This window comes from Paenibacillus taichungensis (assembly GCF_047302525.1).
GTDB classification, from domain to species: domain Bacteria; phylum Bacillota; class Bacilli; order Paenibacillales; family Paenibacillaceae; genus Paenibacillus; species Paenibacillus taichungensis_B.
Genome location: NZ_CP168020.1, coordinates 4,511,026 through 4,525,085 on the forward strand (window position 1 = coordinate 4,511,026; position 14,060 = coordinate 4,525,085).

14 protein-coding genes and 2 tRNA genes are annotated in these 14,060 nt (G+C 47.4%); all 16 read right to left on the bottom strand.

Going from position 1 to position 14,060, the window contains the following annotated elements; all coding sequences use genetic code 11:
- Positions 1 to 63: 63 nt before the first annotated feature.
- Entirely contained in the window at positions 64 to 393 is a 330-nt protein-coding gene (locus tag ACDJ58_RS20200) for a DUF1904 family protein (RefSeq protein ID WP_063567881.1), read from the bottom strand.
- 170 nt (positions 394 to 563) lie between these two features.
- Positions 564 to 686 (bottom strand): sporulation protein YjcZ, encoded by a 123-nt coding sequence (locus tag ACDJ58_RS20205; RefSeq protein ID WP_079696179.1) that lies wholly within the window; start codon positions 684 to 686, stop codon positions 564 to 566.
- A gap of 116 nt (positions 687 to 802) precedes the next feature.
- On the bottom strand, positions 803 to 1,477 hold the full coding sequence (locus ACDJ58_RS20210) for a hypothetical protein (protein ID WP_413372605.1): 675 nt from the start codon (positions 1,475 to 1,477) through the stop codon (positions 803 to 805).
- Between the two features lie 171 nt (positions 1,478 to 1,648).
- Positions 1,649 to 1,819, bottom strand: a complete 171-nt coding sequence (locus ACDJ58_RS20215) for a hypothetical protein (protein WP_413372607.1) — start codon at positions 1,817 to 1,819, stop codon at positions 1,649 to 1,651.
- An 81-nt stretch (positions 1,820 to 1,900) separates the two neighbouring features.
- Positions 1,901 to 3,457, bottom strand: a complete 1,557-nt coding sequence (locus tag ACDJ58_RS20220; RefSeq protein WP_413372608.1) for an SAM-dependent methyltransferase — start codon at positions 3,455 to 3,457, stop codon at positions 1,901 to 1,903.
- Between the two features lie 714 nt (positions 3,458 to 4,171).
- Positions 4,172 to 4,369: a hypothetical protein gene (locus ACDJ58_RS20225; RefSeq protein WP_413372610.1), complete on the bottom strand. Its 198-nt coding sequence runs from the start codon at positions 4,367 to 4,369 to the stop codon at positions 4,172 to 4,174.
- Positions 4,370 to 4,530: 161 nt separating this feature from the next.
- Positions 4,531 to 4,604: transfer RNA gene (locus ACDJ58_RS20230), tRNA-Ile, on the bottom strand.
- A 56-nt stretch (positions 4,605 to 4,660) separates the two neighbouring features.
- A tRNA-Met gene (locus ACDJ58_RS20235) sits at positions 4,661 to 4,734 on the bottom strand.
- A gap of 71 nt (positions 4,735 to 4,805) precedes the next feature.
- On the bottom strand, positions 4,806 to 4,970 hold the full coding sequence (locus ACDJ58_RS20240; RefSeq protein ID WP_167666091.1) for a hypothetical protein: 165 nt from the start codon (positions 4,968 to 4,970) through the stop codon (positions 4,806 to 4,808).
- 132 nt (positions 4,971 to 5,102) lie between these two features.
- Positions 5,103 to 6,554 (bottom strand): ABC transporter substrate-binding protein, encoded by a 1,452-nt coding sequence (locus ACDJ58_RS20245; protein ID WP_413372611.1) that lies wholly within the window; start codon positions 6,552 to 6,554, stop codon positions 5,103 to 5,105.
- Positions 6,555 to 6,575: 21 nt separating this feature from the next.
- Complete coding sequence (locus tag ACDJ58_RS20250) at positions 6,576 to 7,439, bottom strand: ABC transporter ATP-binding protein (RefSeq protein ID WP_063567873.1); 864 nt, start codon at positions 7,437 to 7,439, stop codon at positions 6,576 to 6,578.
- Positions 7,440 to 7,441: 2 nt separating this feature from the next.
- Complete coding sequence (locus ACDJ58_RS20255; protein WP_413372613.1) at positions 7,442 to 10,351, bottom strand: ABC transporter permease; 2,910 nt, start codon at positions 10,349 to 10,351, stop codon at positions 7,442 to 7,444.
- Positions 10,351 to 11,466: an efflux RND transporter periplasmic adaptor subunit gene (locus ACDJ58_RS20260; RefSeq protein WP_413372614.1), complete on the bottom strand. Its 1,116-nt coding sequence runs from the start codon at positions 11,464 to 11,466 to the stop codon at positions 10,351 to 10,353. Before ACDJ58_RS20260 ends, ACDJ58_RS20255 begins: the two co-directional genes overlap by 1 nt.
- On the bottom strand, positions 11,429 to 12,367 hold the full coding sequence (locus tag ACDJ58_RS20265; protein WP_413372615.1) for an ABC transporter ATP-binding protein: 939 nt from the start codon (positions 12,365 to 12,367) through the stop codon (positions 11,429 to 11,431). Before ACDJ58_RS20265 ends, ACDJ58_RS20260 begins: the two co-directional genes overlap by 38 nt.
- A gap of 271 nt (positions 12,368 to 12,638) precedes the next feature.
- Positions 12,639 to 13,280 (bottom strand): orotate phosphoribosyltransferase, encoded by a 642-nt coding sequence (gene pyrE, locus ACDJ58_RS20270; protein ID WP_062326374.1) that lies wholly within the window; start codon positions 13,278 to 13,280, stop codon positions 12,639 to 12,641.
- Positions 13,277 to 14,017, bottom strand: coding sequence for an orotidine-5'-phosphate decarboxylase (gene pyrF / locus ACDJ58_RS20275; RefSeq protein ID WP_413372616.1), 741 nt, complete (start codon positions 14,015 to 14,017; stop codon positions 13,277 to 13,279). Before pyrF ends, pyrE begins: the two co-directional genes overlap by 4 nt.
- Between the last annotated feature and the right edge of the window lie 43 nt (positions 14,018 to 14,060).

Below are 14,060 nucleotides of genomic sequence, written 5' to 3' on the forward strand. Positions count from 1 at the left end.
AGACGAGCACACATCTGCTCGTCTCCGCTGCATCCGAACATCATCGGTGCAGCCATTTTATTCTCAATCTAATCGGTAATCTGTCAACGGCTTGCCTTGTTTATAATACAGCGCTGGTGACAGTATATTGAAGAAAATATGCACATCAGGCAAATCCGCTTCTTCCAAAATAACCTGCATTGAGGAAGCAATCCGATTATGAATCTCCTGATCACGTTGGAACATCAGGATCTCTACTGAAGCCGGAGAAGGAGTAAGGGCTTGTACGTCATGACGTTCTGCCTTCATTCTCTCCCGCGGAATATTGGTAATCAACGCAAATTGCTCCGTGATGCGGGGTACAACTTCCTCCAGTTGGGGTCCTGTGAATCCTTTAAAACGAATAAACGGCATTGCTATCCCTTCAATCTCTATTATTAGTCTCTTATGTGATTTTAAGCACATTGTTTTCGGTTGTCAAATCTCTTTCATCATATCATTTTTTCATAGAAACGCAGAAAAGCCCCGCTGAGGTCTCAGCGGAGCATACACGTAACCAGGGTCTCACCTTGTTCTACAGCGGCTTACAGCCAGAAAGATTTAGTGATAATTACGAGCAGGATGAAGAGTACGAGAATTGCGCTTGTGGAAGTCCATCCGCCAAATCCACCAACATTGCCGCCACAACCGTATCCAACTTCACTCATTTGATTGGCCTCCTTTGAATTTCAAGGTATGCCATAACATATGTCGATTCTAACATGAATGACCGGGCTATACGGCAAGCTAACCGGCCCAATCATTTTGTATTCTGTTAGTTGAATTATGCCGAAGGAATGATTTGGATGTTCACATCATTTCCTGGTACTTCACGATAGAGGTCCGCTGTATTTTGCTTCTCCAAGACAATCAAACGAGTACGTGTATCGTTTCTGGACGCGAAGACCACTCGCCCATCCGGGGCAATACAATAGGCGATTGGAATTGAAATTTCACTGTCACGATACGAACCGTCCGCATGGCTGGTCCCCATAACAATGCATTGATTTTGTATCGCCATCTGCCGTGCTTCTTCAATCCACTCTGTATACTGCTCTTCACTGAACATCCCCACACCAATGGAATGCATAATCATATCCACTCTGCCAATACTCTCGTTGCGAAAACCTTGCAGCACCAGCTCGTCACATAACAAGGTGCTTATGGTCCACCCCTGTTCCTTAACTACCTCAGCAGCGGTATACTTCGCTTTCTCCAATACAATCTCTCCGGCCTTGTTAATGATGATCGAACGGTCCTTGGGACGTTCATTCAACCTGCGATGACCTGACACAATCATCGTTCCATATACAGCCGCCAGACGTCTGGCCTCTTCCACGTTCTGATTCAGGTAGCCTTCAGGAAAGAACAACACATCCGCTTCTGGATGTTGTTTCAATTCCGCTTCCAGCTGCAGCAATTGTTGTTCCAATCTGGGTTGTCCAATAATAATCTTCAACGTTTATCCCCCATTCATGAATAAAAGCCGGTTCATACCTGTATCAGGTACGAAACCGGCTTAAAGGTTGTACAGGCAGGATTCCTGCTCATCGCACTTCGCTTCAAGAGTAATTGTCTTTGGCATATCGTTACGTCTAACAATTACTTTTACAGTTTAAATGATATGTAGTTAGGAATTTCTGTGTTCAATTCTATCATAAATCTCCTGCCCGTCATAACCTCCATCTGTAGTTATATCCTTAGTCAACAGTATAACATCAGCGGTCGCAGCTGAATTCGCACCCAGTACTCCCAGAACTGCCAAAAATGGATAGAATAGAATGGTCAGAACCTTCTTCATGTACTCATCTCCTCTTCCGTATACAGGAAATTTTTGTGTGATCATCCTAATAATACGATGAAGAGAAGTAAGTTTCAATCTTTATAGACACTCGAAGCTTTTCAACAAATCTATTGCTTCCTCATGATCAGGTTCCAAAGCCAGTACTTTCCGCGTGTAAGCCAGCGTTTCTTCTTCCAGTTCAAGTTCATAACAACACACAGCCAAGTCGTACAGCACAGCTGAGTTCTGTTTTCTCCAATCAGCATCTAACGACAGCTCCAGAAATCGCTTGGCGTCCTCATACATATACATCCCATATAACAGCTGACCTACAAGAAACGCCACATCCCCTAGCCGCTCCATTACATAATATGAAGACCACATGATGTGGATTCCAGACTGAATATCAAGCATTTCCTCATCGCTTGCATCCGGTAGAAGGTTCGAAATCCGGTTGGCACTAAGAATCAAAAACTCAGCATCATATCCGCCCAGACGCCAGAACGGTATAATTTGCTTCAGTTCCATCCGCTCTACCTGATGATCCATCCATTCTTTCATACTAAAGAAATCATCGGGTCCAAAACGTTCAACAAATCGGTGATACGCAAGTCGAGTGTTTATGTACCCCAGTGGTTCGTCCACCATCAACATACATCCAACGTTCAGGTCTTTATAATGATGTGTTGTGAAACGAGTGTGGGCTCCTTGCTGTTCCAATACATATTGAATGGCATGATAATTTGCCGTTAAAGAAAAACTTCCATGAAGTACGAATTCAGGCGGATCGGCGAACTTCCAGTTGTCCAGTCGATGGTCCCCTTTATCCGCAGTAATCAACACATATCCTGACTCTGATAACTTGTTCAATCGTTCGAGACAGGACAAACCGACTGCCGGGAACATAATGTGCGAATCCTCCAACTCTTCCTTGTACAGAGCGATAAGCTCTTGATATGGATAGTCTTCTGCACTGTACTCAGGTGCACGGCGGTATTCATAACTCAGTATCATGTTTTGCAGCAACTCGGCAGGCTCCGAATGAAGAGGAGATTCTGGAGATTGGACCAGTACGTCACACTCATATATCTCACCCTCACCGACATAAATTAATTCCTGTGGAATGCTGTCAAAAAAGTAATTGGCAATCAACAGCAAAGGTTGCTTCAGATCGCCTGGTCGAATAACTGTATCCGCCACTACCAGATTCAACTCGGTGTCCTGTATCGCGTCAAAACGTGCGAAATCCAGTATTCCTTGGTCAATAAAGGATTGCATGGACAGATGCTCTCTCCAGCCCAATACATTATCTTCGACCAGATCGGTCATTACATATCGAAAAGCTGGCAGCTCCACGCCTGCAAAATCTTTCAACTCTGTCAGTTTGAACAGAATTTGGTGCGCCAAGCGGCCTACGCCCGCTCCAAGTTCCAGAATGGTCACTGTCTCGGCCGTCTTTCCTTTGCTGGCGAGATCTTGAAGAAAACCAAAAATCATCTCGGCATACGCCATTGCAATCATGGGGTTACTCGTAATATATTGCGGAACCTGATTCTCGGTCCAAGCGTGCAGCCCTTTCTGTTCATAATATGCCCGCTGCCAGTCCCATACCGGAGCTTCACTGAAGCGGAATCGTTGTCCTTCGTTTTGCATCATTGGTTGAAAACCTGCTTTCCATTCATAATTTCATCGACTTCTCGGACTTTCAATTCCATGCTCTCATAGACCGTTCCCTTAATCTCTAACGCATTATATCATAAACGATGCCTGAGCAAATGAAGGCGCTCAACGTTAGTCCGAATATACCGCTCCATCAAAGTTCTCCTACACGGATCGTACCGAGCAAGTTAGAGCGCTGATAAATGCAGTGTACGTCATCTGAGTTGTTATTGATGGATTGAAACCATTCGCATAGAACGTAATAACCTAAGGAGCCAGAATGCTCAAGCTGAGCGTAGACGTCGCAGAATAGATAATGGATCCGTTGCCAAGGTTCCTCTGACAATTGTTATCGTTACACCTACGAGGGCTAATGGAAGCTACACTGAAACACTTCCTTTGAATTGAACCAGTGGGTTTGCTCCTGGCGGTTTGCAGGCCAATCTGACCAAACAGTTGAGGTGTATTGATTACGAGGAACGGGATAGCAATAGAGTTGGCCAAACTCGCATCAAGAAACTCATGGAATCTACCTACTATTAATAGGGATATGATAGTATATCTGAGATTTGAGATATGGCACAGACAGACAATGATTTTTGGAAAAAGGGCATATGAAAAGGACACTGCCCGTATTGCTACGGCAGTGCCTCTCTCGTTTAGCTTGCAAATTTGCAATTAAATATTGAATATTCTTCTTTTTAGAATGGCTTAATCGAGGTTATGTTCGTTTTTCTCCATTCTCTCTTTTAATAATCGAATCTCTTGCTTCAAACCTGAGATTTCCTCCCTTAAACCAGATCTTTTTATTGCCATTGAGAACACAGCATATAAAATCAGACCTACCAAACCAATGAAAATAAATATAGTTAAAATCCCTACAAAACCCACAGCACTAGCACCATTCATAACTTTAAATTGTCACCCTTCCCTCATGTTTTTTTATTATAATAACATAATATTAGCAATTATTGGAATTATTATAAATAACATAATCCTTACTCCTCTATCTACATTGCATATGTATGAAGACAGAAAAAAACCCTTGCTATGCAAGGGTTTTGAGAGAATGGGCCCTACAGGACTCGAACCTGTGACCAATCGGTTATGAGCCGACCGCTCTAACCAACTGAGCTAAGGGCCCTGAACAAAAGTGTATAACGTTCAGATGATGGCTGTGAATCATCCAGTAAAACTAAATTGCGGGGGCAGGATTTGAACCTGCGGCCTTCGGGTTATGAGCCCGACGAGCTACCGGGCTGCTCCACCCCGCGTCAGTAAGAAATATTAAAACAGCGACTTAATTAATATACACCATCCCTATCCCATATGTCAAGGGGTAATGTTAGGGAATGAAGCGAACGCCATACCGCCCCTTTTTTGAACGATATACTTCCACTTCTGCTGGCTCGTTATGACCGTAAATCCAACCATCCTGCTCCATCCGTTTTGCAAGACACCCTGCCTGAAATTTGGTTGCATACAATTTGCTGAAATATACCCAGTGCATTCCACTCGTCCTTTCTTGAAGTCATCATTTATCCCTGCTTTTGTAGAATACCCCAATTCCATAAAAATAGCCGCCGAAGATATAAATCTCCAGCGGCTACATCTATGATTTTATTACAAGATCATCTAACTTTTATTGAAACGTGGCTTTAGGGTTCTTTTTCAACTTCTCTAACATCTCGTTCCCTTTGGCTGCCCATTCACCAAGCGCTTCTTTTGGTGTTTTTTTGTTTTCAAGCACTTGATTGAAGAATTCCATGCCCTTATCATTTACTTGCCACAGATTCGGCATTTTTTGATACATTTTATCCAAGTTCGTATTGGTCGGAGGTACAGGTTTCAAAGTATAGAATGCCTGAATGTTGTAATCCAAACCATCCTTCGGTTTAATGAAGCTCTTCCGAGAAACCATCTCATAACTGCTGCGCGCTTTGATCTTCGCCCAATCTTCACTGTTCATATACTTGATCAATTCCCATGCATCATCAGGGTTCTGAGCTGAACTATTAATGGCCATGAGGTTACTAAGATAAATATTGCCTCCGATTTCAGGAGCCTCCGGATGAACCGGAGGTGTCACAACATCCCAGTCTACCTTCGTAAAGTCTTTCATTTTATCCGCATTTTTATTGGCATCGATCAATTGATTAATGTAGCTGTAATCTCCGATTACCATCGCTGTTTTGCCATTCAGGAACATATCATTCTGAAGCGGATTATAACGTCCACTGTCATCCTGATCCTGCGGTTCGTCTCCTTTAGGAATGACTTTATCCAGGGCAAGCTTGCTTATGGTGCTCCATACTTTCTCCCATTGTGGAGAATCTACAGTCATTTTCTCTGCTTTGTCATCAAAAACTTTCAACTGTAGAGAATTATAATACTGCTGCATTGAATAATATGGAGAACCACCTTGATAGGTACTGAAAGAGAAACCAAATACATGGTCTTTTCCTTCACCTTTGGTAAGGCGTGTACCCAAGTTGAAAATATCATCCCAAGTCATGTTATCCGTTGGAGGCTCCACGCCTGCTTTCTCAAACATACCCTTGTTATAGAACAAAGCAGAAGAGGAGAACGTTGGCGTCAAAGCGTAGATGCTCTGATCTCCCAAATCCTTGATTCCTTCGAGAACACTTGGCACAATATCCGTAGTATCAAACTTATCTTCCTGCATCAGTGGGTCCAGTTGTTTCACCATGTTTTCCTGAATTAACGACTTGACTGTCGCCGTATCCGCCACGATGACGTCTACCGGGTTATCCCCTGTCATAATCTTCTTCAAGCTTTCCATCGTATCCGGAATGTCCTGCTGTTCTTCCTGGTTACCATACCCATACATGCTGCCCTGATCTACCGCAGGTACAACTTCAATCGTTATATTTGGATGTGTCAATTCAAAAGCATCGGTAAACTGCTGACGGAAATAACTGTCATCCTGTCCCCCCCATAACGTCGCTACACGCAGTACACGCTGCTCGTTATCCTTGGACTCACTCGCTGTACAACCCGCAAGCAGCGGCAAAGCCAGACTGGCTGTAGCCAGCACGGCTAGCACCCGTTTTCCCCAAAACCTGTTCTTCATCTCCCAATTCCCCCTCTAAAATTATCTTGGCGGTGTAATGACAATACGTTCACCGTCAAATTCCAATGTGGCACGATTATCAATGGACAGCGCCTCCAGATACTCCTTGGGCACCTGAAGTCGTCCCGCACGGTCAATAATGACAAAAGCTTCATGAATATCCGGGGCTCCTGCCTCCGATAAGCCATGTTCGTCATCCAGATTCGGATTGCGTTTCACAAACTCGGTGCTGGTCAAGCCGTCCCGAATCGCCACGATCCGGTCCACCTTGCCAGCGAGGGTTAGATCATGAGTAACAATCACAATCGTGACCCCGAGCTCCTTGTTCATTTTGCGAAAAATGCCCATGATGGTATCACATGTCTCTGAATCCACCGAACCTGTTGGCTCATCGGCAAGCAGCAGCTTGGGGCGATTCGATAGCGAGATGGCAATCGCCACCCGCTGCTGCTCCCCACCGGACAATTGATGCAGCTTGTTGTGCATCCGATCCTTCAGTCCAACCCACTCCAGCAGCTGCATGGCATAGGCGCGATCGCGCTTGCCTCCCAAAATCATGGGTGTTTCCACGTTTTCAAGTGCTGTGAGGTATGGCAGCAGGTTACGGCCGTTATTTTGCCAAATGAACCCTACGGTATGACGTTTGTACTCGACCAGTTGGGCGTCTGTCATTTTCAGCAAATCCCAATCCCCGACAACGGCTGTACCGGCTGTTGGACGATCAAGTCCACCCAGAATGTTGAGCAATGTGGATTTACCACTACCACTGTTACCGATAATGGCCATCATTTCACCTTGATTGACAGTCAGATTGAGACCTTGAAGGGCAACGACTTCCACATCGCTGGATTTAAAAATTTTGACAAGTCCTTCGCATTGGATCACGTTTACCTCTCCTCTCCCATTTTGACTGCCTGGTGAACCCGCAGCCTGCGGATTTGCCACAGCAGCATCGTTGCTCCAATGACCAGCATGACCACGGTCACGCCGTACAGTTGCAGCATATCTTTCTCTTCAAATACAATTCGGAACGGAGGTACCTGTGCGGACACATTATCTGTCGTTTGCAGGAAGGGCAGGAACAGACGACTGGATACCTGACCAATGCCAATACCGAGAATGATGGACAGACCCGCCGTGAACACCTGCTCTAACAGCAACATACCGCTCAGTTGCGCCCGGGATAACCCCATCGCCCGCAGGACACCGAACTGTACTACACGCCCGGATAGATTGAAGAACCAGTACAGAATGTATCCGATCAGGGAAATAATCACCGACACAAGGAATCCGAGACTCAGTATGCCGAACACCCCGCCCCTTGATGGATGTTTGCCCTGGGATACCAGCTCTGTACGCACATCGCGTACAGACGATAATTCAATGCCTTCTGCTGCAAGTTTCTCCATCAAAGGAGCGACTTTGGCATCCGGCTCCATCTTCAGCCAGACCTCATATGGAATTAGAGGCACCTGATCATAGATGTAATCCAGATTGGCAATGAAGAACGGCATTTGATCCGGGTACTGGGCAGGCCAGTACGGTATAATGCCAAAGACCACAAATTCAATCGCCTGGCCCTGTACACCAATGGAGACGAGGTCTCCGGTTTTGAGCTTGAATTTGTCTGCAAATTTGGAAGAGATCAATACGGCCCCTTCATATTTTCCAAGCAAGTCAAGGTACTTATAAGGATGAGCCGGGAACAGATCGTTGCGGAACCACGCCACTTGGGCAAAATCCACATTGTCGATCCCCACCAGCATTCCCTGTCCACCTGATTTGCCAGAGACAATAATATTGCCTTTCGTCTGCAGCACTCTCGCTGCATGTTCGACACCATTCAGGCTGCGGAACACTTCAAAAGGTGGCTCGGAATAGATCATCTTCGTGGGTTGTGAAGAACCACCGCCCCCACCTGATCCACCTCCGCCGCCGTTACCACCACCTCCAGAACCACCGCTACCGTTTCCTCCACCTTGCTGTCCACCGCCTGAACCTCCGCTTTGTCCGGAACCCGTTGGTTTAACCTCAGGTGTGCCCTCCCATACCGTCTGCATAATAACATCCGAACCATATCGGTATAACGTACGCTCAGTCGAGTTCAGATCAATAGTACGAGCCGCTGCCGAGTTATACACACCAAGTCCGAGTGTCAATACAAGCAGGATCATCAAAGGATAATAAGAAGATGATGAACGCGAAAGCTGTGTCAGTGTCAGATACAATGGAACCGGGAGAAACTTTCGTCCAATCAGCTGAATGAGCTTCAAAATCCACGGGAACAACCGTAAGAAGAACAGTCCCAGTGCAAAGATGGCGAGTGCCGGTACAAAGAACAGAAACGGCTGCACCTGAAGCTGATCTGTCGTCATTCCGGTCTGGAACGTCAACATTTGCCGTTCATAGAACAAGTAGTATCCATATCCGGCGAGCCCCAACAGCGCGATATCCAGGAACCAGCGCTGCCATACCGGCGCACGATCTGTACGTGCTTGCCGCCGCTTAGCCGACACAATCGTGGCCCGCGCATAGGTTACTGCCGGAATGAGCGAGGCTATAATTGCCACCAACACGGCGATAAGGCCAAGCAGGATAGCTTCTTTTGATATTCCAATTGGAATGGATTTACGATCCACGAACGACAGAAATCCGCTCGCTGAACCGATGCTTTTCGCCATAAACCATCCAAGAAACGGTCCGATGACAAGAGCAATCGCTCCCAGGAATATACCTTCAAGCAGATAAAGAGAGAATATCTGCCGGGCAGAAGCTCCACGACTGCGCAGAACTGCGATGTCACTTGCCTGCTTCTGTAACGACTGTCTGGCATTCATGGCAATAAAATAAAAGACCATCGCAATCATCGGTGCTGCCAGTGTGAACAGCATGGTCTGCAATTGCAGACTCTGACTGCGGAATTGTTTCAGCAGATCCCCGAAGGTGATGTCCACTTTCGTATCCTTCAACCGCTGATACAGATCGATATCCAGCCTTTCCAGCACAGAGGTCAGTCCCGAGAGCTGGCTTGTTTGAATCTCTTTCAGATCAAATGCATAATACCAACGTGAATTCTGAAGAGGGATCCCTTTTTCCTTTAACAAAACATTATTAAATACCGATTCATCCACATATAGTCCGTTCATCATACCGTCAAATCCCTGTACCCAATACGGGCTGCTAGGATCATCCGCTTTGAAAGAACCTATAATCTTCACACGCAACGTAATATCGAGACCGCTGTAAATCGGATATTCCAGAACATCTCCGATATGCAGATCGTTACGATACATGCCCTCTTCCAGCATGACCGCTTCAATAGTATCGTCCTTGACCTGGTTGCCCGGCTTCACTCCCGCAGAATAATTAACCTGTGCATCCAGGCCTGTCATCGTACCCAGACTCATGCTCCGGACCCGGCTGGCATCCACTTTGGTTGGGTCTTCCGGGTTCACCTCTGTGCTGCGGATGGAACGGGAGTTCACATACGTATGAAAAGGAAAACCGATGTCACGGGGCACATCCTCGCGAATATATCGATCCACCTCTTCCAGACCACGTGTGTCTGTCTTAACACCACCAGGTGCCTGGTAACTCATGAGCAACGAGCCGGCTGGCAGTCCCTCACTGTTATCCTGCAGCGTCTGGGCCACGACCCGCTTCAGCGCACCATCGGCATACATCGGAATACTAACGGTGAACGCTACCGCCACAATCAGTCCGATCAGTGTGCTGAACGTCATCCAGCGAGTGTTCCACATTTTGCGGAACAACAGTCGAAGCAATGGCAGCCCCATTAGCGGCCCACTACTTTCTGTCCAACGGTCAGACCTTTAAGAATCTCCACATCCGTGGATGTCTGCTGCCCAACTTCTACGTCCACTTCACGCTTGCTTCCATCACTCTCCAGCACTTGCACGTACGTTCTTGAACCGATGGAGCGCAGAGCGGATACAGGAATGACAATCGCATTCTCTGTACGCTGCGTGACAATCGACACCGTTAGAGGTGTACCGCGTTCAACCCCTTTGGGCATTTTCGCCAGCGAGACGATAACATATTGATCCAGGCTTTCTTTCGCTGGAGGCGTTCCGCCTTCCCCCGAACCTCCGCCGTTACCACTTCCACTTCCCGACGCTTGGGCTACAGGCATCACTTTAACTTTGCCAGCCACTTTGCCTGCGCCATTAATGTCCACATCCGCCTTCATGCCAGCCGAGAACTTTTCCAGATCTTCCTTGGCAAACGTAGCTGCGACAACCAGGTTGGATGTATCTGCTATGGTCGCAATCGGGTCATAGGCTTTGACAGCCGCGCCCTTCTCCACCTGCACGGCAATGATTGTTCCACCGAATGGAGCGGTCAAAGTGGCTTTACCCAACTGATCCTCCAGATCGGCGAGTTCCTGACGAAGCTCTTCAAAGGCAATCGTGGACTCTTCGAACTCTACCGGGTCCATCTCATCCCGTTTGCGAAGCGTTTCCTTCATTTGGACTTCCGATTTGCGAATCTGTAGGTTTTTGGCCCGAATTTCCTTCTCCACGCTCTCTACATCAAGAACAGCGAGGAGTTGACCTTTTTTCACTTTATCCCCTGGTTTTACATTCAACTCTTTGATATGCATACCGTCCAGCGTAAAATAGACCTTTTCTTCCCGCTGGCTCATCATTTTGCCGCTTCCGCTTACTTTCTTCTCCAGCGTCTCTGTCCGAACTTCATATTCCGGCTTCTTGGAGATCGTTGGCGGTGTAATTGGCGGAAGTACTTCTTCCTCTGTTTCTGCCGGCAGCAAAGAGCAGCCGGACATCGTTGCAGCCACTATCGCACTAAGCACAAAAAGCGCTGCGCGTTTCCCCCTCTTCGGAGCGGCCCCTTTACTTGATAAATCTGCCGTCCGCCATTTCATAAACATGGTCCGCAACCTCCAAAATCGTAGGATCGTGTGTAGTCATACAAATCGTTACTTGTTCAACTTCAATAATATTGCGAAATACAGCCATAACCTGTGCCCCCATTTTGGAATCAAGTTCAGCTGTCGGCTCATCCGCGAGCAATAATCTCGGTCTGTGGGCTATCGCCTTGGCGATAGCCACCCGCTGCTGCTCTCCCCCGGACATCTCGAATGGACGGTGCTTGACTCGTTTGGTTAGTCCAACCAGATCCAGACAATGACCTACCCGGTCCTTCCATTCCGAACGCGGCACGTCCGCCATGCGCAGCGACAGCTCTACATTTTCCCAGGCAGACAACAAGGGCATCAGCGCATACGCCTGAAATATAAAACCAATTTCTCTGCGCCGCAAAGCGGTCCGCCGCCGGTCACCCCAATCCTGAAGAGGCTGGCCGGAGAACAGAATGTCTCCACTGGATGGCTGATCCAGCCCACCCAGCATATTGAGCAGCGTCGTTTTCCCTGAGCCTGAACGCCCTTTCAACATCACCAGCTGTTGCGGGTTCACTTCCATATCGATGCCTTTGAGCACATGAATAATACGGCTACCCGTCTGGAAACTGCGATGAACATTGCGAACCTCCAGCACAGGTCCGTCATATGGAGGCAACAGATCCTTCTTGGAGGACTTGGACTTCACTTCAGGTTCAGCTGCTGCAACCGCAACCTCCTCTTGGCTTGTTTCACTGGTTATGTCGTGCGGGTCGATGGATGTATTCTGCGGTTCACTTATGTATGCCGATTCCTCCTGCCCGACTGGTTCCTGCTGCTCCCTTTGTCCGACTGCACTGTCCTCGCCTGACTGGCTCTTGGCAGGTCTGATTTTGGAAAATAAATTCTTCATGCCAGCAATCACGCTCATCCTTTCTTCATATCCCGTTCACTTCATCAAGACACTAAAAATAGAAATCTATTCCATACTACACTGCATTATAAACGACGGATCACAACTAAAAGTTACAAGCTTTTTACAACGTTCCCGTGAAAAAGTTAATATTTTGATGAACAAACGAAAAAAGCACCCCAAAGTGCGGGATGCCTCTTGAATATTCGATGAATTTGCCTCTATGGCGGCAATCATTACAATTTTGATACCGTTCACAATCAAACTGTTCAGTCGGATGTGAATGATATTATTTACCAAATGAAGAAGGATCTTCACGCCAGGATTTGAGCAGTTCAAAATCACTTTCCTGGATTGTCCCCTCAGCCAAAGCCACATCCATCAAAGCGGTATAATTAGACAGAGTTTGCAGCGGAATTCCCGCTTCTTCAAAAGCCTTAATGCCTTTGTCGAGCTGATAGCTGAAAATCGCCAGTACTGCCAGTGGAGTCGCCCCGGCTACACGTACCGCTTCAGCGGCTTTAATTGAACTGCCACCAGTCGAGATCAGGTCTTCAATGACAACAACCTTCTGCCCCTCAGTGATCAGTCCTTCAATCAGGTTCTCTTTGCCATGTCCTTTGGCTTTATCACGAATGTAAGCCATAGGCAGATTCAGCTTTTGCGCCACCCAGGCAGCATGTGGGATACCCGCGGTTGCTGTACCTGCGATGACTTCTGCATCGGGATATTGATCACGAATGATCGCAGCAAAGGCTTCAGCAATGTCGTTACGAATCTCGGGATAAGACATCGTTAGACGGTTATCACAATAGATTGGTGATTTGATGCCGGATGTCCAGGTAAATGGCTGCTGCGGACGCAACGCCACCGCTTTAATTTTCAACAGTTGGGAAGCAATATGGTTAGGAATCTCAGTAAGTTCGATCATGCGTTCAACATCTCCTTCAAAATGGTTTCTGCCGCTTCACGTGGATTGGGAGCGCCCGTAATTGGTCTGCCTACAACAATGTAATGGCTGCCTCTGGCAATGGCTTCACCTGGCGTCAGGACACGAGTCTGGTCTCCGAGGCCACTTCCCGCTGGGCGGATGCCTGGTGTGACCGTGTGAAAATCACTGCCACAGGCTGCGCGGATCGCCGGTACTTCCAGCGGGGAAGCAACGACGCCATCGAGACCTGCCTCATGGGCCAGTCCTGCATAACGGACTACTGCTGCCTCAACGTTGCCCTGGATGCCAATCTCGGTATTCATCGTTTCCTGACTGGTACTAGTCAGCTGGGTAACCGCAATAATCTCAGGTCTGCGAAGAGAAGGATCAGCAGCCAGAGCGGCCTCTGCACCTTCACGTGCGGCACGCATCATGCTTGTACCTCCAGCTGCATGCACATTGAACATATCCACTCCCAGACGGGTTATGCTTTCAGCACCCCCACGAACCGTGTTTGGAATATCATGCATCTTCACATCAAGGAATACCGAGTACCCCTTCGACTTCAGCTCCCGAATAAAGTCCGGGCCAGCGGCGTAAAAGAGCTGCATGCCCACCTTCAGATAACAGGGAATACCTTCGAGGGCCTGTACCAATTCCTGCGCCTGCTCCGCTCCGGGATAATCGAGTGCTACCATCAGACGGCCAGCCATTTCGTTGAAATTCGGGTGATTCATATTCCAGCGCTCCTTCCAAAAGCTTGATTTTTCCGTTTTTGCC